Raw genomic sequence first — 18,772 nt, forward strand, 5'->3', positions numbered from 1 at the left:
CTCAAGCCGCCGCCGGGTGCCGTCGCTGCGACTTCCCCACCGACAGCAGCACCGCACCAGCGACGAACGTTCCCATCGCGAAGAGCAGGAGGCCGGTGCGGCGCGGGTAGTGGAAGTCGACGGCATAGTCGCCGTCCCGCGGCGCCCGGAATGCGAGCTGACCGTCTAGCGGGAACAGCGACACATCCGCCCCCGCCGCGTCCGCCCGCCAGGCCGGAAAATAGTTCGTGCGAACCACCACGGTTTCGTCGCGCCGCACCCCCGACAGGGCGACGCGCGCGTCGAGCGGAGTCGAGCTGACGAGGCGGCCCGCTCCCGTTTCGACGGCGACCGACCGCTCGTCGGCGTCGGCGAGCTCGTACTGGATCCAGCGTCCGCTGCTCCACTTCCTGGTGAACACGAGCGGCGCGGCATCGAGGTAGGCCTTCGTCGCCACCGACCACACCACGAGATGCCGCACGCCCCAGCGTCGTAGTTCGGCCTGGAGCGCCTCGGGCGGCGTCCGTGACAGGAAGGTCCCGCGGAATGCACCCGCCGCGATCACCTGCCCCCGAAGCGGCGTCCAGTGCCAGGTGTCCCACTGCTGGCCGTAGAAGCGGCGGCCGGTCGCGGCGGGCAGGAGCGCTTCGAAGTGAGCGGCGAAGGGCGTACGCTCCGACTGCCGTCCAGGCTCCGCGTTGAGATCGAGGTGCGGGCTGGCCTCGAGCAGTACCAGGTGGCCGTCGAGCGCCGACAGGCGATCGACCAGCGCTGCGTCGAACTCACGGATGCTGTCGACGTGGGCCAGCGGCGCCAGCGTCGTCTGCGGATACAAGCCGACAATGGCGGTGAGAGCGAGCGCCAGGCGCCGCGAGCCGGACTGCGTGCACACGAACCAGGCGAGCGGCGCCGGCGTCAGCGCCGCGAGCATGTGCATCTCGCGCGCGAAGAGGTATCCGGCTTCGCGCACGTTCAGGCGCAGCATCGCCATGGTGGCGAGCGCCGCCCACGCGTAGAAATGCGGCCTGGAGCCGTCGCCGCGGAAGGCCGTCCACGCGATCACGACGAGGAATACGTTGGTCAGCGACATGTAGTCGTTGAACCAGCGGTGCGGGTGCAGCAGGATCTCGACGTTGTAATAGACCTGGTGCGCGACGCTCGACAAGCCGATCGGTCCTGGCGCGTAGATGACGTTGTTGGTCAGGTAGAACCGCGGGTAGAGGACCAGCTCGACGAATTGCGGCGCCGCCGCGATCAGCGCCACTGCGGCAATCACCGCGATCCGGACGCCGCTCCGCCAGTCGCGGTAGAACGCGGCGTCGACGGCCAGATACACCAGCGCGTAGCCGAAGAACGCCGTGTGCGTGTAGAGCGCGAGGGTAAGGCCAACGAGCGTCACCGCGTCGCCGCCGCGCCAGCCGAGCCGCGCCAGGCGGCGGCCGCCAAGCGCCACCATCGCGCAGAACACGCCGGCGATCGAGTTCGTGTCGCCGTTCGGCATCAGCGTGCCGAACATGCCGACCACGCACAGCAGCGTGAAGAAGCCGGCCAGCCATGCGACATCGCGGCGGCCGTCGGCCCGGATGTCGAGATAGACGATCAACGGGATGCCGAAGACGAGCAGGGCGTGCAGCAGGTGATACCCGACTCGATCACCGAACAGCGTCATCGGGATCGCACCGATCAGCGTCAGCGTCTGCCCCAGGTCGCCCGACGTCCAGTAGCCGCCCAGGAACGCCCATTGCCAGCCAACCACGGCGCCATGGCGGAGCAATGCCACGCCGTCGGCCGTTCCCTGAAAGCGCGGCACCCAGTCGTCGGCAAACGGAATCAGCCGCCATGTGGCCGGCGGGAGCGTCACGAAGAGCACGACGGTCAGCCAGACCCAGCCGCCGGCGAACAGCCAGCGGGCCCACGGCGCGCGCACCGCCCGACCCATGTCCTTGCCGATCGCAACCAGCACGGTGGCGGCCAGAAGCGCGGCGGCGTACCAGGGCCGCTTCCACCCGTTTAGCGCGCCGTCATACGCGGCCCACTTCATCGTCAGCAGGAAGTTCAGCCAGGCGACGAGGAGGGCGACCGCCAGCGCGGCACGTGATTTCACCGGCACTCCAGCGGTCCGTCGGGCACGAGCACGCTGAACCGGCCGATGGTCTCCTGGGCGCGATAGTGCTCGAGCAGCGCAGCGACGCGCGCGTCCTGGCGCACGTAGGCCACGACGTCAAAGGTGCGCCGCGTCGATCGCGAACGGGGATCGACGGCATCGACGAGCAGCAGGCGCGGCGGCGTCCGGCACAGGTCGTCGGTCAGCTCATGGAAGAGCGCCCGCTCCGTCGGGCGCATCGCGGCGACGGGATGCGGCGGCGCGACGCCGCCCGGACCCTCTTCTCCGGCGTAGAGTGCTTCCAGAAACAGCACGGAGTTCTGGCGGAGTCCCCATCTCGCGTGCGTGTAGTTCACCGCGGGAAACGCCGGATAGACAAAGGTCGCGGTACTGAGCACGGCGAGCGGCCCTTCCGGCGCGTCTCGCCGGATCGCGTCGACGAGCGGCGTCACCAGATCGGGCGCCGCCGGATGCCGCGCCTCGAGGACGTAGCGCGCCGACGACACGGCGAGCACGGCGGCGAACACCGTCGCCAGGCCGGTCAGGCCTCCCCTCAGCAGGGCGACGAACTGCGGCGCACGATCCAGGATCACCGAGGTCGCCGCCACGAAGAAGAGCAGCAGCAGCGCGCGCGCCGGATACAGGTGGTAGCTCCACCCCTTCATCTGCAGCAGCGCGGCCAGCACGAACCCGGTCGCCGCGGCGAACAGCATCAAGGGCAGCCGGCCGTCCCGCCCCCACCGGAAGCTCGCCGCGAGCGCCGCGGCGCCGATCCAGATCTGCACTTCCGGGAGCCGGATGAGCGCCGACACCGGTGCATTCAGACCTCCGTACACCTCGCGGACCTCGGCCAGGACAGGGAGATACTGCGGCACGAACACCAGCACCGCAACGCCATACGCAGCGATCGTCGCCGCCGCAGCGACGAGTTCCATCCTGATCCAGCTGCGCGCGCCTCTGGCAACCAGCGCGGCCACTTCCACCACCAGCCACGCCGCGAGGAAGTGCGGCTTGATGGCGAAGCCAAGACCGGCGCCAACGCCCGTCGTCAGTCGCTCCCATGCGGGCGCACGGGCGTCGCTCGCTGCCATGAACAGATACGGCAGCGTCAGCAGCAGCGCCAGGTGCTCGCGCTGGCCGAAATCCTGCTTGACGAACGGCAGCGCCGCGAACACGACCGCGCTGAATACGGGGAAGGTCAGCGCCGGCCATGACCGGCGGATGGCGCGGAGGGCGATCGCGCAGCTCCACGCCGCGAGCAGCAGCACGTACACCTTGAACAGCGCGGGATGCGGAACGCCAAGGGCGCGCGCGGCAAGCACCGGCGGAGCCGACAGCCAGATGATGAGAGGGGGATTGGTGTCGATGACGTCCCGATAGAGCGTCGCCCCGTCGCGCCAGCGCTCGACCATGTAGAGGTACCACGCCGCATCGTGGTTGATGTAGGACGGACCGAGCGCCGCGACGCAGAGACCCGCCAGCGCCAGCCACAGCAGCCACGCGAAGAGCCGAGGCGCCTGCCGCTCCGTCACGGCGCGGGCTCGATCGCGCGGCGGCGTCGGAAGAACGCCTGCATCACCGCGCGCGCCTCGTCGGCAAGGAGGCCGCCGGTGACCTCGAAGCGGTGGTTGAGCGTCGGGTGTTCGAGGGCGCGGAAGGCGGACTCAATGGCGCCAGCCTTCGGCTCGACCGCGCCGTAGACGAGCCGCGCGATCCGGGCGTGCACCATTGCGCCGACGCACATCAGGCAGGGCTCGATCGTCACGTAGAGCGACGCGCCCGCGACGCGGTAGTTGCCAATCTGGGTGGCGGCCCTTCGCAGCGCGACGATCTCCGCGTGCGCGGTGGGATCGCCGGTGCCGATCGGCTCGTTGAGCCCTTCGGCGACGATGTCGCCGTTGATGACGACGACGGCGCCGACCGGCACTTCGCCCTGCTCACCGGCCTGCCTGGCGCGGTTCAGGGCATAGCGCATCCACTGCTCGTCGGTCACCAGTTCATTCTATGCAGCGGCGCCGTTTGGCCGAAGCGGATCGTGTCGCCGGCGATCAGCCTCGACCGCGGTACTATCTAGTCAGATTACTGCATGAAGGTCACGGACAACATCGAGCATGCCAAGGCGATCCGCTCCTCACCCGGTCTTGTCGGGGATTGCACTCGACGCGATATACGCTCACGCGCGGCGGGATTATCCGAACGAGTGTTGCGGAATCGTGTACGGACCCCGGCGTCAGCGGGTGGCGAATCGCGCAGTCCGTTGCAAGAATATCCAGAATCGCCTGCATGCCGCGGATCCTGCACGATACTTGCGCGACGCGCGTCGAGCCTATAGCTTCGACGATCGGGCGATGCGAGCCTTCGGGAAGAGCTTGCGCGGGGAGACGCCGGCCAAGATCCTCTACCACTCACACATCGAAGAAGGCGCCTATTTCAGCGTCGCCGACCAGGAAGGCGCCTTGTTCGAGGGAGAGCCTTCATTCCCCGTTGAGTATGTCGTCGTCGACGTCAGAGCCGACGGAATGTGCAGCGCAAAGCAATTCGCGTGGGACGCCAGGCAGCGAACCTACACAGAGGTCCGCACCTACATCTGAATACCCATGGTCAGCCGGTCACGTTGTAGGCGCTCAGCACGATGACAGCGAACGAGACTCCGTGCGGCAGTCGATTCATGCCGAGCACCCACCTATCTGCTTTCGATCACGAACGCGAGCGACGACTCAACACCACGGCGACCGGCGCCTAACCAAACGCGCACTTCTGAATGAGCCCGGCGCACCCGAGATTGACGAGTGCGAACGTCCCGAGACACGCCATGAAGTAGCAGCACCAGCAGAAGGGGGTGACGAAGCACGCAATCAGGCAGAAGATCACCGACGAAACGTTCCAGCCCGTGCACACGGCGGCTGCGATGCACCAGCCCTCATTTGCACCGCCGCGCACTCGCGGCCGCTTGGTCTTCCCTGTCTTAGGGTCGGGAAGCAAGCTCAGGCCAACTGGCTGGCGTCCCATTTCCGCCGATTGAAAGCCCTTGAGACCGTGCGCCATGATCCCGCGCGCGTACGCCACAATCTCATTGAGGTCTCCCTTGGACGCCGCCTTGATCGCACCGTCAAGCGTCGTCAGCACGAGCCGCGCAGTCGCTGCGCTGACGCCGGCCTCAGCGTCGAGCAGATGGCGCCGTACGTCGGCTCTCAGATCGGCGAGTTTCGCCGCGCCCCCGCGCTCATTGAAGGCATTGCGAACTCTGTCGACGGTGCCTTTCCAGTCTGCTTCGGTGACTCGATTGTCCATACGAGCCAGGACGGTCCGTACCTGCTCCTGTGCGCGTTGGTTGAAGCGCTTGGCAGAGTCACGGTACACGTCAGCGACAGCACGTTCAAAACCAAGCGCGGTCGCTCGGTCGGCCCGATTCAATTCGTCGAGCGCCCGCCCCGCCTCCAGAATGGCCTCTCTGCCTTGCTCGACAATCGCGTGAAGCCCCAGCGAGGCAACAAGCTCCTGAGCCTTCAGAGTGTCCCGACTCTGCAGGTGTCCGACGTGGCTCGAACATGAACATCCCATAGAGACTCCCTTCACACCGCGCATTGCGGCGTAGGTTGATACCAACTACTGATTCATCCTGATGCGCAACGACGCGCGCCATCCGGCGCGTCCGCTCTACCGCAGACGTTGCCTGAGGGTAGCGTTTAGTCTTTCAGTCTTGATACTGTCAAGATTACTCACGTACCTGTAACCGGCAGTGATCGAGTGGAATCAGTATTAGCCCGTGGCGTGGGCACGTCTTACCCGTTTCACACCAGTGAGCGGGCCCGACTCGACACGTTCATCGATCGCAACAACCAGGAGCGGCCTGGGGTTGAAAGGTCCGGCGGATCTGTTCAGGGCGATCGGCGCGCCTGTCTCGATGGCTCGAAGATCATCTCGGCGGGAACGTCGTGATCCATCAAGGCGACGCAGCGCTGCCTCGACATCACGACGTGGAGTTGCGAAAGGTGCTGACCGGGGGCTGGGAACGCCGGCAGCTCGAGGCGGTCAACCAGGGACCACCGCCGGCCGCCTCAGGCCGCTACGAATTGTCGGTCATTTGTCAGTCGGCGCGGAGCCTCGGCGCCGCGCGACCCAAAATCGACCGATCTTCTGAGAAAAATGGTGCGCCCTGCAAGACTCGAACTTGCGACCTCCTGGTTCGTAGCCAGACGCTCTATCCAACTGAGCTAAGGGCGCGGCGAAACTCCGATTATATCAACTCCGCGCGCCCGGTCTACCGCCGCCCTCCCGGTCCCTTCCCGGTTCCGCCCGGCGTCCTCCGTCCTCCATATAATGCTGCTGTGAGCGTCTCTGAACACCGCAATACGGCGGCGACCGGCGTGCGCTGCGCCGTGCTCACGGTCAGCGATACGCGGGCGCTCGAAACAGACGTCAGCGGCCGCGCCATCGTCGAAATGCTGGAAGACGCGGGCCACGTTGTCGCCCGGCGGCAGATCCTGCGCGACGACCCGAGCGAGGTGCACGACGCGGTCGTGGCGCATCTGGGCGACGTCGAGGCGATGATCACGACCGGCGGCACCGGCATCACGTCGCGCGACAGCACCTACGAAGCGATCGTCGGCCTGTTCGACAAGCGCCTCGACGGCTTCGGCGAGCTGTTCCGGGCGCTGAGCTACCAGGAGATCGGGAGCGCCGCGATGCTGTCGCGCGCCACCGCCGGCGTGGCCCGCGGGACGGCGATCTTCATCCTGCCGGGCGCCGAGAACGCGGTGCGACTCGGCATGACGAAGCTCATTCTTCCCGAGTTGGGTCACGTCGTCCGCGAGCTGCGGCGCTGAGGCGGGGCCGGCAGACCCGCCGGCGGCGCCGCATCCCAACGCATGCGCGCCCGCTGCTCCGCAACGGCACCGCTCACACGTCCGAGTCTCGCGCGCGGCGTCGCGTCAGCCGGCGTAGATCAGCGCGTAGCCGCGTTCCTGGGCATGGGTCACGCCGACGACGCCGGCTGAGACGAACGTGCTGTTGGGAATCGCACTCGCGACGAGTTCCTTGTAGATGGCGTCGGCGTTGCCCGCCTGGCCGGCCAGCTGACCGGCGACGAAGTGAGTGGCGGCGTCGCAGATGGCGAACCGGGTCCCATGCTTCACGAGCGCGTCGATCGTCGTGCCGAAATTCGTGAGCGCCATCCCGTAGCCGGTCCCGTTGAAGACGTTCACGACAGGCGGCTGCTTGGTGTTCGGATCGTTGAACTTCAGCAGCTCGCCCATCGCCTTGCCGTACTTCGCCCAGATCGCGTCGGTGAAGGCGAACGCGGTGGCGAAGTGGCGCAGCACGACGATGATGGCGAGGTCGCCGTCGCCGAGCGCGTAGCTTTTCTGGCTGGCGTCGTAGAGGTTGTTGGCGTAGAGCAGCGCGCTGCCGGCGCCATCGGCCGACACCGCATCGAGCACGACGCGGTGCTTGCCCGGGATCCGGTCCATCCAGTCGTCCGCCTGGTGCCGCGCGGCCTGGAACGGCGCGGCGGCGGCCGGCGTCTGGGCCTCGACGAGCGCGGTCATCGCGCCGATACCGGCGGCGGAGACACCCAGATGTGTGAGAAACGACCGCCGCGGTGGTACTCGTCCAGTCATAGGGTTCCTCGCATCTGTGGCGCGCCGCATGATTGCGGAGCATACGGCCTGCGCATGTTCAGCTCGAGGACCCGGCACGGGCCGAGCGTCGAGCCGGTCAGGGCAGCCATGTCATCCGCATTATCATGCAGGTGTGAGCCAGACGATGCGGCCGATTCGCGAGACGATCGCGCTGGACGAGGCGCGCGCGATCATCCTCGAGGCATCGACGCCAATCGCTCGCACCGAGCGGATTCGCCTCGAGCAGGCGAGCGGACGCGTCGTCGCCGCGGCGGTCGCGTCGAGCGTCGACGTGCCGGGGTTCGATCGCGCCGCCATGGACGGCTTTGCGGTACGCGCCGAGGATACGTTCGGCGCCGGCCGCCAGAGTCCAAAGGTCCTCACGTGCACCGACAAGATCTTCACCGGAGACCTGCCGGCGCGCCAGCTCGGCGCCGGCGAGTGCATCGAGATCGCGACCGGCGCGCCCATGCCCGTCGGTGCCAGCGCCGTCGTCATGGTCGAGGAGACCGAGCGCGTGGCCGGCACGCGCGAGATCCGGATCCTGACGCCGGTCTATCCCGGACAGCACGTCGGCCGGCGCGGCGCCGATATCAAGGCCAACCAGGCAGTCCTCGCACCTGGCGATGTGCTGACGCCAGGACGGATTGGCGCGCTCGCGGCGACCGGCGCGGTCGACGTCGAGGTTGTCGCGAGGCCGCGCGTCGCCATCCTCTCGACCGGCAACGAGATCGTCGAGCCGGGCGTGCCGCTCGGGCCGGGGCAGGTCTACGACATCAACCGCTTCACCCTCGCGTCGATCATCGAAGCGCACGGCGGCGCCGCCGTGCCGCGGCCGCTCACTCCCGACACGATCGAGGCGCTGTCGGCGGCGGTGGATGCGGCTCTCGGCGAGGACGTGCTCGTCTTCTCCGGCGGCAGTTCGGTCGGCGAGCGCGACCTGATTCTCGACGTGATCGCGGCGCGCGGCGAGGTGCTGTTCCACGGCGTTGCCGTGAAGCCTGGCAAGCCCACGGTGTTCGGCCGCATCGGCGCGATGCCGGTGCTCGGCATGCCGGGATACCCGACGTCATGCCTGTCGAATGGCTACATGCTCCTCATCCCGATGCTCCGGCGGATGGCGCGGCTGCCCGTTCATCAGCCGCGCACCGTGACGGCGCCGCTGTCGCGGCGCGTCGTGTCCACCACCGGACGGCACCAGTTCTACACGGTGCGGATCGTCGACGGCGCGGCCACGCCCGCGTTCAAGGCCTCGGGCGACATCACCAGCATGGCGCACGCCGACGGCTACATCGAGATCCCGGCACAGGTCGACATCGTCGAGGCAGGGCAGCTCGTGGAAGTGAAGCTGTTTTGATCGAGCGGTAATGCGGGAATCGACTCTCACGCGCGCGCCGGGTTTCCTGCTGCCGGATCAGAAGGGGCGCGCGCGGTCGCTCGTCGAGTTCCTGTCGCGCGGCCCGCTGCTGCTGGCCTTTCACCGCGGCACCACCTGACCGAACTGCCGCCACCGGTTCGGTGAGCTCGCATCGGATTTTCCCGCCTACCGGGACCGCGGCCTGCAGGTCACGGCGATCATCGCCGACCGTCGCGACAAGATCCGCCGCTATATCGAGGAGACCGGCCTGCCGTTCGACGTCCTCATCGACGAGCGCCAGGACACGATCCGCGCCTACGGCGTCCGGCACCGCTTCGGCTTCATCGTCCGCAGCGTGGCGCGGCCGGCGGCGTTCCTGATCGACCCGGATGCCTCGATCCGGGCATCGTGGATTGGATCACACCAGGCGCAGTTTCCCAGCCGCGACGAGATTCTCGCCGCGACCGGCAAGTAGTCCCTTCGTAGTTACGGGTGGATTGATGCGTGTGGCAGAGGAAGGCCGAAGGGCATGCCATTCATCCTTCGGCCTTCGTCGGTCTGCGATCTATTTGAAGCGCTTGTTGACCGCGCCCCAGTTGACGACGCTCCACCACGCCGCGAGGTAGTCGGGGCGGCGGTTCTGATATTTCAGGTAGTAGGCGTGTTCCCAGACGTCGACGCCGAGGATAGGCTTCTTGCCTTCCATGAGCGGCGAGTCCTGGTTCGCGGTGCTCTCGACCACCAGCTTGCCGCCGGCCTCGAGCAGCCACGCCCAGCCGGAGCCGAAGCGCTTCGCGCCGGCGTCGTTGATCTGCGTCTTGAACTTCTCGAAGTCGCCGAAGGTGGAGGTGATCGCCTCGGCCACCGCGCCGCTCGGCGCGCCGCCGCCGCCCGGGCCCATGATCTCCCAGAACATCGTGTGGTTGATGTGGCCGCCGCCGTTGTTGCGCACCGCGGTCCGGATGTCTTCGGGGACGGTGTTGATCCCCTTGATCAGGTCGTCGATGCTCTTGTTCTGGAGCTCCGGGTGCTTCTCGAGCGCGGCGTTGAGGTTATTGACGTAGGCCGCGTGATGCTTGTCGTGGTGGATGCGCATCGTCTGTTCGTCGATGTGCGGCTCCAGCGCGTTGTAGTCGTACGGCAGTGGCGGAAGTGAGTGCGGCATCTGCGGTCTCCTCAGTGAATGTCAAGCCTGCGTCCATGGCTGCAGACGCAGCCTGCAATTGTACGTCCGACCGCCCTCCCCGAACCTCAGCGGCTACTGGCGGGTCAGGACGCGCGTGCGGAGGTCGTCGGACGCGTCGGGGCCGGTGATCACGTTGTAGAGCGTGTCGCGCTCGTACGGCTCACGGCCGGCCGCGCGGATGAGCCGCCGGATCGCCGCCGTCGTCATGCCTTCCGGCGTGCGCGATCCCGCCATGTGATAGATGTGCTCTTCCTGCACGGTGCCGTCGAGATCGTCGGCGCCGAACCACAGGGCGAGCTGCGCCGTCTCGACGCCGCTGGCGATCCAGAAGGCCTTGATGTGCGGGACGTTGTCGAGCATCAGCCGCGCCACGGCGTGCACGCGCAGCGTCTCGACGGCGCCCGGCGCCGGCAGCTTGCGCATCTGGTTGTTGTCGGGGTGGAAGGCCAGCGGGATGAACGCCTGCAGCCCGCCGCTCTCGTCCTGCAGGCGGCGCGTGCGCAGCAGGTGATCGACCCGCTCTTCCGTCGTCTCGATATGCCCGTAGAGCATCGTCACGTTGGTGCGCATGCCGAGCCCGTGCGCGAGCTGGTGGATGGCGAGATAGCGATCGGCACCGCACTTGTCGTGGCAGATTTTTTGGCGCACCCGCTCGGCGAAGATCTCGGCGCCGCCGCCCGGCAGAGAGTCCAGACCCGCCTCTTGCAGCTCGCGAAGCACCTGGTCATCGGTCTTGCCGTAGAGATCGGCGAAGAAGGCGATCTCCACAGCGGTAAAACATTTCAGGTGGACGTCTGGACGAAGGCGCTTGAAGCCGCGCAGCAGATCCGTGTAGTAGGAGAACGGCAGCTCCGGGTGCAGTCCGTTGACGACGTGGATTTCGGTGAGCGGCTGCCCTTCGCGCTGTCGCAGCTTCTCCCAGGCCTGCTCGAGCGACATCGTGTAGGAGCCCTCGTCGCCGGGACGCAGGCGCGCGAACGAGCAGAAGAGACAACTCGCCACGCAGACGTTGGTCGCCTCGAGGCGGATGTTGAAGTTGTAGTAGGTGCGCGCGCCGTGCCGTTTCTCGCGCTCGCGGTTGGCCAGCCAGCCGAGCGCGAGCGTGTCCGGGCAGGCGAACAGCTGGACGCCATCCTCGAACGTCAGCCGGGCGCCGGCGTCGAGCTTCGCCGCGATGTCGTCGAGGCCGGCGGCCGTCAGTCGCTGCTGCACTGACCTTCTAGTATAATTCGCCCGTCGCGGCCGTGTTGGTACGGCCGGACTCCGGGCGGTCACGCGAAGTGGGTGCGATGCCCACGCGGTGCCGCCACTGTAAGCGGGGAGCGTTTTTTTCAAAGCCGCAAGGCAGCCACTGCGACGCCGGGCCTGAAGGCCCGGCCTACGATTGATCGGGAATCGACAACGCGGGTCATCGGATCCGCCGGTCGTCGAACGAAGGGCGGGTCGTCGGATCCGCCGGTCGACGAACGAAGGGCAGGTCGTCGGATCTGTCAGTCGATACACGTAGGGCGGGTCTTCAGACCCGCCGCGGGAAGGCGAGAAACACGCAGCGATCCGCGAGCCAGGATACCTGGCCGCCCGGGCCGATGAACGGCGACCATCCAGCGCGCCCGTGCGCGACGGTGGCCGCCCTACTTCCACGGCGCGTTAGCACGCCGGAAGGAGCCCGCAGTGTTGCCAGTCCTCGTCTCCGTTCTCTCCCTGTTCGTCGCCGTGTCCAACTCTCCCGACATCACCGGCAGCGTAGTCGACGCGTCGGGGCGCCCTGTGCCGCGCGCCCACGTGACCGTCGTCGACGCCGGCGTCGTGTACGCCGACACCCTCACGGCGGTCGACGGTACGTTTCACGTCGCCAGCGCGCCCGCGCAGTGTCAGGTCGAAGCCTCGCTGCCTGGCTTCACCAGTGCGACCGCCGCCTGCGACACCAGCGCACCGCTGCGGCTGACCCTGCAGCTCGCGCCGATCGCCGACAACATCGTCGTGTCGGCGACGCGGACGGAAGCCCCAGCCGGACAGGTCGCCGCCGCGATCACCGTATTCGACGCCGCCGACATCGCGCGGCGGCAGCAGCCGCTGCTCGCCGATCTGCTACGCGACGCCCCAGGCACGATGGTGGTCACGACGGGATCGCCGGGATCGGTCACCTCGATGTTCGTGCGGGGCGGCGAGAGCAACTATACGAAGGTGCTGCTCGACGGCATCCCGCTCAACGAGCCTGGCGGCGCCTTCAACCTGAGCAACGTCACCACCGACAACCTGGATCGGGTCGAGATGGTGCGCGGCGCCAATTCCGCACTTTACGGATCGGACGCGATGACCGGCGTCGTGCAGCTCTTCACACGGCGCGGCTCCACGGCGAAACCCGATGTGCAGATCGGCGCCGAAGGGGGTACCTTCTCGACAGGACGCGTCTCCGCGACGGTTTCCGGAGGAACTCCCCGCGCCGATTACTCGGTCGCCGTCGCGGGCTTGACGACCGACAACGAGGTGCCGAACAGTGCGTTCGACAATCTGACGGTCTCCGCCTCCGGAGGCGCCACCCTGGCGCCGGGAACGACGCTGCGCAGCGTCTTCCGGCTCGAGCGCGGCACGACCGGCACGCCGGGGCAGACCGCGTTCGGCCGCCCCGACCTCGATGCCTTGTTCGAGCGGCACGACGGGCAATGGGGGGTCAGCTTCGATCAGACGCGCGGCGCTCTGCACCAGAGCGCCAACTACGGCCTGGCGGTCTCGCACCAGGCATCGACGGACTTGATCGTCGATCCGGACTACACGCCGTCGTACCAGGGACACACCGCGCCGTTCCCGTTCTCGGACTTCACCTATGACAGCCGGACCGACCTGACTCGCCACCGCGCCAGCTATCAGATCGACGGCACGATCGCGACGGCGCGCGCCGGCACACACGTCGAGACCGCGCTCGTCGACTGGGATGGCGAGCGGGCGACGCTCGCAGACGCGATGGCCGGCACCTCGCAGGCCGTGTCGCGCAACAACGTCGGCCTCTCGTTCCAGCATCAGGCGCTGTGGTCGCGGGTGTTCGTCACCGCCGGCGTGCGGTTCGAGCACAACGCGAGCTTCGGCGACGCGACCGTGCCGCGCATCGCCGCCGCCTGGTACGCGCACGCCGGCAACGGCGCCGTCGGCGTGACGCGAATCCACGGCACGGCCGGTACGGGCATCAAGGAGCCGACGGTGCTGCAATCGTTCAGCCCGAATCCCTACTTCATGGGCAATCCGAACCTGGAACCCGAGCGCGCGCGCACCGTTGATTTCGGCGTCGAGCAGCGTTTCGCGGGCGATCGGGTAAGGGTCGACGCCACCTGGTTCGACAACCGCTATCGCGACATCATCTCGCTCGGCGATCCGGATCCCGTGACGTTCGCCTCGCAGTATTTCAACATCGGCCTGACCCGCGCGCGCGGCGCCGAGTTGAGCGGCGACGTGGTGCTCGCCAGAGGGCTGCGCGCCGGCGCCGCCTACACGCTGACCGACTCGGAGATCCTCGAGAGCACCTCGAGCAGCCCGGCCTTCGCCGAGGGACGTTCGGCCTTCCGGCGTCCGCGTCACGCCGGCTCCGTCGAACTCGCCTGGACGGGAGGCCGCGCCGCGGCCAGCCTCAACGGCGTCTTCGTCGGTCAACGCTCCGACAGCGATCTCTCGGCGCTCGAACCGCCGCTGCTTTTCAACGAGGGATACGCGACGTGGGGGGCGCGCGCGTCGTTCGCCGTGACCCGCAACGTGTCGCTGACCGGCGCGATCGACAATCTCACCGACAGCCATTACATGGAGCCGCTCGGATACCCCGTGCTGCCGCGGGCGTTCAGGGGCGGGTTGCGGCTGCACTTCTGATTGACGCGGCTGTGCAGGCCAGGCCGAAACGGGGCGCCGGTATGCTCGAGGTGAAAGACGCCTGGTTCGGCTACGACCGCACGCAGACGGTCCTGCGGGGCATCACCCTTGACGTCCCGCAGGACGCGATTGTCGGGATCCTCGGGCCGAACGGCTCGGGCAAGACCACGCTGCTGAGACTGATGGCCGGCACGCGACAGCCGCAGCGCGGGGGCGTGGCGTTCGACGGTATGCCGCTGGCGACCTTCTCGCGCGCCGCGCTCGCGCGCCGGATGGCGGTCGTGCCGCAGGAAACGCAGCTGGCCTTCGACTACACCGCCGGCGACGTGGCGATGATGGGGCGCTACGCGCACCTGGGCGCGTTCGAAATCGAAGGGCCGGCCGATATGGCGGCGATCGACCGGGCGCTCGAGTCCACCGGGACCAGACGCCTGAAGGATCGGCTCTTCGCCACGCTCAGCGGCGGCGAGAAGCAGCGCGTGATCATCGCGTCGGCGCTCGCGCAGCTCGAGGGGGACGGCGTGCTCCTGCTCGACGAGCCGACCGCCTCGCTCGACCTGCGCTACCAGATCGAGATCGCCGATCTGCTGCGCGATCTGCACCGCCGGCGCGGTGTCTCGATCGTCGTGTCGACGCACGACCTCGCGCTCGCCGGGGCCCTCTGTGATCGTCTCGTGCTGATCCGCGACGGTTCGGTGATGGCGTCGGGGCCGACCGACGACATCCTGACCACCGAGAACATCCGCGCCGTCTACGGCGTCGAGGCGGTGATCGTCCGTCCCGACGTCACCGCCCGGGTCGTCATTCCGATTCGCCGCGGCCAGGCATGAAAGGGCGCGGATCGTCCAGGCGCGCGCGATGACGCTGCAGCGACGCTTCCTGCGGACGGTGCTCGGCTTCGGTGCGCTCGCCGTCGCCGCGATCGTCGCCGCACCGCTCGTCGGCTCGACCAGCATCAGCCTGCGGCGCGCCTTCGATTTCGCGATCCCGTTTGCCGACAACCCCGACGCGCAGATCTTCTTCATCGCGCGGCTGCCGCGCACGCTGGCCGGCGCCTGCGTCGGCGCGCTGTTCGCCGCAGCGGGCGTCGTCTTTCAAGGCCTGCTGCGCAATCCGCTCGCCACGCCGTTCACCCTCGGCGTCTCGACCGGCGCCGCGCTCGGCGCCGTGATCGCGATCGCCTTCAACTGGACGATTGCGATCGCCGGGATCTCGGGGGTGCCGGTGGCGGCGTTCGCAGGCTCGCTCGTCGCCGTCGCGATCGTCTACGTCCTCGCGCAGGCGCGGCACCGCGGACTGTCGACCACCGTGCTGCTGCTGGCCGGCGTCACGATGAACGCGTTCTTCTCGGCGATCATCCTGTTCGTGCAGTACTTCGCCAGCTTCGCCGACACCTATCGCACGCTGCGCTGGCTGATGGGCGATCTCGACGTCAGCAGCTACCAGCCGATTCTGGCGGCGCTGCCGGCGATGATTGCCTCGTTTGCCGGTTTCGCCTGGCTGGCGCGTCCCCTCAACCTGCTGGCGCTCGGCGCCGACGGCGCGGAATCGCGCGGCCTCGACGTGGCCCGGGCGCAGCGCGTCGCCTTCTTCAGCGCGTCGCTCGCGACCGGCGCCGCCGTCTCGATCGGCGGTCCCATCGGCTTCGTCGGCATCGTCATCCCGCACCTGGTCCGGTTGATGGTCGGGCCTGACCATCGGCTCGTCCTGCCGGCCGCGGCGCTCTTCGGCGCGGCATTTCTGGTCGCCTGCGATCTGGTCGCGCGCACCCTATTGGCGCCGATCGAACTTCCGGTCGGCATCGTCACCGCCATGATTGGAGGACCGTTTTTCCTATGGCTGCTCATCCGACGGCAGGGATGAACCCCGCCGGGCGCGGACGCACGTGGTGGCTCACGTCGCTGTGCTCAGCCGCGTGCATCTGTGGCTCTCTTGCCGTCGCACTGGCGGTGGCGCCGCCCAGGCGGATCGTCTCCCTGGTGCCGAACGTCACCGAGATGATCTACGCGATCGGCGCCGGCAGCCGCGTGGTCGCCGTCAGCAGCTACGACGACTATCCGCCCGAAGTCCGGTCGCTCCCGAAGGTCGGCGCGCTGCTCGATCCTGATCTCGAGCGGATCCTGACGCTGCGGCCCGATCTCGTCATCGTCTACGGCAGCCAGAACGACCTCAAGGCGCAGCTCGCCCGGGCGGGCATCGACACCTTCGGCTACCGGCACGGCGGATTGGACGCGGTGACGGCGACCATCCGGGAACTCGGGGAAAGACTTGGCACAGCCGCCGAGGCTGGCGTGGTGGCGGGACGGATTACCGCAGAGATCGACGAGGTACACCGGCGCGTCGCGGGACGGCCCCGCGTGCGCACGCTGCTGGTGTTCGGACGCGAGCGCCTGGCGCTGCGCGGCATCTACGTCAGCGGCGGAGTCGGCTTCCTGCAGGACATGCTGACCGCCGCTGGCGCCGACAACGTCTTCGCCGACGTCAAGAGCGAATCGGTACAGGCGGACACCGAGCAGATCATCAGCCGCCATCCCGACGCCATTATCGAAGTGCGCGCCCAGAACGAGGCGTTTCCCAGCGGCGATCGCGATGCCGAGCGGCGCGCCTGGAACGGGCTCGGGTCGGTGCCGGCGGTGAAGAACGGCCGCGTCATCTTCCTGTTCGACGATCGCATCGTCGTGCCTGGCCCACGCGTGGCGGATGGCACCCGCGAGTTGGCGAAAGCGTTGCATCCCGATGCGTTCACGGCGGCGGCCGAGCGCGGGCGATAACAAGCAGCCGGTCGGCTGCGTATACTGAGGCGTCGGCGGCCCCGCCAGACGGATCCTATGGCCCTCCCCCTCGAAGACTATGCGCTCATCGGTGACACGCAGACGGCGGCGCTGGTCGGCCGCGACGGCTCGATCGACTGGCTGTGCATGCCGCGTTTCGATTCGCCGGCCTGTTTCGCGGCGCTGCTCGGCGAGCCGGCGCACGGCCGCTGGCGCATCGGTCCGGCGGATCCGGTCGTCAGCTCGACACGCCGCTATCGCGGGCACACGCTTGTGCTCGAGACCGAGTTCCGGACGGCCGACGGGGCCGTCCGCCTCATCGACTGCATGCCGCCGCGAGACCAGTCGCCGAATCTCGTGCGGATCGTCGAAGGGATCGAGGGAGACGTGCGGATGGAGCTCGAGCTCATCGTCCGCTTCGATTACGGATCGATCGTGCCGTGGGTGCGGCGCATCGACGGAGTCTGGCGCGCGATCGGCGGCCCCGACGCGCTGTCGCTGTGGTCGCCGGCCGAGCTCCGCGGGGTCGATCTCACGACGCAGGCGTCGTTCACGGTGCGCGCCGGAGAGCGGCACCCGTTCCTGATCGTCTGGCACCCGTCGCACGAGTCTCCGCGCTGGACCGATCCCGAACAGGCGGTCGCCGACACGGCGCGGTGGTGGGAGGAGTGGTCGAGCCACTGCCGCTATGAAGGCGAGTGGCGCGACCTCGTGGTGCGCTCGCTCATCACCCTGAAGGCGCTCACCTTCGAACCGACCGGCGGTATCGTCGCGGCGCCGACCACTTCGCTGCCCGAGCGGATCGGCGGCGTGCGGAACTGGGACTATCGCTACTGCTGGCTGCGCGACGCGACGTTTACGCTCTACTCGCTGCTCGTCGGCGGCTACACCGAGGAGGCCGTCGCCTGGCGGGATTGGCTGCTCCGCACCGTGGCGGGCGATCCGGCCGACATCCAGATCATGTACGGTCCGGCGGGCGAGCGGCGGCTGACCGAGACCGAGCTGCCGTGGCTGCCCGGCTACGAGGGATCGAAGCCGGTCCGCATCGGCAACGCGGCGTCGGGACAGCTGCAGTTCGACGTCTACGGCGAGATCATGGACGCGATGCACCTGGCGCTGCAGTCGGGTGTGGAACCGGACCCGGCGGCGTGGGAGCTGGAACGGATGCTGATCGAGCACCTCGAGCAGATCTGGGAGCAGCCCGACGAGGGTATCTGGGAAGTGCGCGGGCCGCGCCGCCACTTCACGCATTCCAAGGTCATGGCCTGGGTCGCCTTCGATCGGGCGATCAAGATCGCGGAACAGTTCGGCGAGCAGGCGCCGCTCGAGCGCTGGCGGGCGGTCCGCGACCGCATTCATGCCCAGGTGTGCGAGCACGGGTTCAACCACGAGCTGGGCGTGTTCACGCAGTACTACGGATCGCGTGACATGGACGCCAGTCTGCTGATGGTGCCGCTCGTCGGTTTCCTGCCGGCCGACGACGGGCGGGTGCAGGCGACGGTCGCCGCGATCGAGCGCGACCTGCTGCACGACGGCCTGGTCCTGCGTTACCCGCACCACGAGAACAGCCGGCAGGTCGACGGACTGCCGCCGGGCGAAGGCGCGTTCCTGGCGTGCACGTTCTGGCTCGCCGACACCTACGCGCTCCAGGGGAGGTTCGACGAGGCCCGCCGTACCTTCGAGCGGGTGGCGCGCCTGGCGAACGATGTCGGGCTGCTGGCCGAGGAATACGACACCGGCGCACGCCGCCTGATCGGCAACTTCCCGCAGGCGTTCTCGCACGTGTCGCTGGTGAACGCGGCGCGCAACGTGTGGAGCGGCCGCGGCGGGCCGGCCGAGGATCGTCAGGCCAGGGCGCGCGGCGCGAAGCCGACAGCCTGATCAGCCCGCGCCGCGAACGCCACG

The 18,772-nt window shown here is 68.2% G+C and carries 16 protein-coding genes, 1 tRNA gene, 1 pseudogene and 1 riboswitch; of the genes and pseudogenes, 10 read left to right on the forward strand and 8 right to left on the reverse strand.

Annotation, left to right across the window (positions count from 1 at the left end):
* Position 1: 1 nt before the first annotated feature.
* The 3 genes from VGI12_17590 to tadA are packed head-to-tail and all read right to left on the reverse strand — an operon-like array spanning position 2 to position 4,076.
* Positions 2–2,083, reverse strand: a complete 2,082-nt coding sequence (locus tag VGI12_17590; GenBank protein HEY2434491.1) for a hypothetical protein — start codon at positions 2,081–2,083, stop codon at positions 2–4.
* A complete protein-coding gene (locus VGI12_17595) occupies positions 2,080–3,615 on the reverse strand; it encodes a hypothetical protein (GenBank protein HEY2434492.1) in 1,536 nt (511 codons plus the stop codon). The genes VGI12_17590 and VGI12_17595 overlap by 4 nt, the downstream gene beginning before the upstream one ends.
* The gene (tadA, locus tag VGI12_17600; protein ID HEY2434493.1) at positions 3,612–4,076 is read right to left on the reverse strand and encodes a tRNA adenosine(34) deaminase TadA; all 465 of its coding nucleotides are present in this window, start codon (positions 4,074–4,076) and stop codon (positions 3,612–3,614) included. The genes VGI12_17595 and tadA overlap by 4 nt, the downstream gene beginning before the upstream one ends.
* A 118-nt stretch (positions 4,077–4,194) precedes the next feature.
* Between tadA and VGI12_17605 the strand changes: the two genes are divergently transcribed.
* Positions 4,195–4,674, forward strand: a complete 480-nt coding sequence (locus VGI12_17605) for a Mov34/MPN/PAD-1 family protein (protein HEY2434494.1) — start codon at positions 4,195–4,197, stop codon at positions 4,672–4,674.
* A 148-nt stretch (positions 4,675–4,822) separates the two neighbouring features.
* On the opposite strand, the gene VGI12_17610 is transcribed toward VGI12_17605, so the two are convergent.
* A complete protein-coding gene (locus tag VGI12_17610; GenBank protein HEY2434495.1) occupies positions 4,823–5,689 on the reverse strand; it encodes a hypothetical protein in 867 nt (288 codons plus the stop codon).
* Positions 5,690–6,230: 541 nt separating this feature from the next.
* Positions 6,231–6,307 (reverse strand) — tRNA-Arg (locus VGI12_17615).
* A gap of 104 nt (positions 6,308–6,411) precedes the next feature.
* Here VGI12_17615 and VGI12_17620 point away from each other — a divergent pair.
* Positions 6,412–6,909, forward strand: a complete 498-nt coding sequence (locus VGI12_17620; GenBank protein ID HEY2434496.1) for a molybdenum cofactor biosynthesis protein B — start codon at positions 6,412–6,414, stop codon at positions 6,907–6,909.
* A 105-nt stretch (positions 6,910–7,014) separates the two neighbouring features.
* Here the strand turns inward: VGI12_17620 and VGI12_17625 are convergent, their stop codons facing one another.
* Entirely contained in the window at positions 7,015–7,701 is a 687-nt protein-coding gene (locus tag VGI12_17625) for a hypothetical protein (protein ID HEY2434497.1), read from the reverse strand.
* Positions 7,702–7,834: 133 nt separating this feature from the next.
* Between VGI12_17625 and glp the strand changes: the two genes are divergently transcribed.
* From glp to VGI12_17640, 3 genes and pseudogenes are all read left to right on the forward strand, one after another.
* Positions 7,835–9,058: a gephyrin-like molybdotransferase Glp gene (glp, locus tag VGI12_17630; protein ID HEY2434498.1), complete on the forward strand. Its 1,224-nt coding sequence runs from the start codon at positions 7,835–7,837 to the stop codon at positions 9,056–9,058.
* Between the two features lie 10 nt (positions 9,059–9,068).
* On the forward strand, positions 9,069–9,197 hold the full coding sequence (locus VGI12_17635; GenBank protein ID HEY2434499.1) for a hypothetical protein: 129 nt from the start codon (positions 9,069–9,071) through the stop codon (positions 9,195–9,197).
* A gap of 12 nt (positions 9,198–9,209) precedes the next feature.
* Positions 9,210–9,533 (forward strand): annotated as a pseudogene (locus tag VGI12_17640) (redoxin domain-containing protein).
* A gap of 90 nt (positions 9,534–9,623) precedes the next feature.
* On the opposite strand, the gene VGI12_17645 reads toward VGI12_17640, so the two are convergent.
* Together VGI12_17645 and mqnE are read right to left on the reverse strand one after the other, a co-directional pair.
* Complete coding sequence (locus tag VGI12_17645; protein ID HEY2434500.1) at positions 9,624–10,223, reverse strand: superoxide dismutase; 600 nt, start codon at positions 10,221–10,223, stop codon at positions 9,624–9,626.
* Between the two features lie 93 nt (positions 10,224–10,316).
* Positions 10,317–11,456, reverse strand: coding sequence for an aminofutalosine synthase MqnE (mqnE, locus tag VGI12_17650; GenBank protein HEY2434501.1), 1,140 nt, complete (start codon positions 11,454–11,456; stop codon positions 10,317–10,319).
* 65 nt (positions 11,457–11,521) lie between these two features.
* Positions 11,522–11,813, forward strand: a riboswitch (cobalamin riboswitch).
* A gap of 102 nt (positions 11,814–11,915) precedes the next feature.
* On the opposite strand from mqnE, the gene VGI12_17655 reads away from it, so the two are divergent.
* The 5 genes from VGI12_17655 to VGI12_17675 are packed head-to-tail and all read left to right on the forward strand — an operon-like array spanning position 11,916 to position 18,748.
* Positions 11,916–14,096 carry a TonB-dependent receptor gene (locus VGI12_17655; protein ID HEY2434502.1) on the forward strand — a complete coding sequence of 727 codons (2,181 nt, stop codon included), beginning with the start codon at positions 11,916–11,918 and terminating at the stop codon, positions 14,094–14,096.
* A gap of 41 nt (positions 14,097–14,137) precedes the next feature.
* Positions 14,138–14,926, forward strand: a complete 789-nt coding sequence (locus VGI12_17660; GenBank protein ID HEY2434503.1) for an ABC transporter ATP-binding protein — start codon at positions 14,138–14,140, stop codon at positions 14,924–14,926.
* A gap of 28 nt (positions 14,927–14,954) precedes the next feature.
* A complete protein-coding gene (locus VGI12_17665) occupies positions 14,955–15,959 on the forward strand; it encodes an iron ABC transporter permease (protein HEY2434504.1) in 1,005 nt (334 codons plus the stop codon).
* Complete coding sequence (locus tag VGI12_17670) at positions 15,932–16,867, forward strand: helical backbone metal receptor (protein ID HEY2434505.1); 936 nt, start codon at positions 15,932–15,934, stop codon at positions 16,865–16,867. Before VGI12_17665 ends, VGI12_17670 begins: the two co-directional genes overlap by 28 nt.
* A gap of 57 nt (positions 16,868–16,924) precedes the next feature.
* The gene (locus VGI12_17675) at positions 16,925–18,748 is read left to right on the forward strand and encodes a glycoside hydrolase family 15 protein (protein ID HEY2434506.1); all 1,824 of its coding nucleotides are present in this window, start codon (positions 16,925–16,927) and stop codon (positions 18,746–18,748) included.
* The last annotated feature ends 24 nt before the right edge of the window (positions 18,749–18,772 follow it).

The sequence above is a fragment of the Vicinamibacterales bacterium genome, assembly GCA_036496585.1.
Classification (GTDB): Bacteria; Acidobacteriota; Vicinamibacteria; order Vicinamibacterales; family 2-12-FULL-66-21; genus JAICSD01.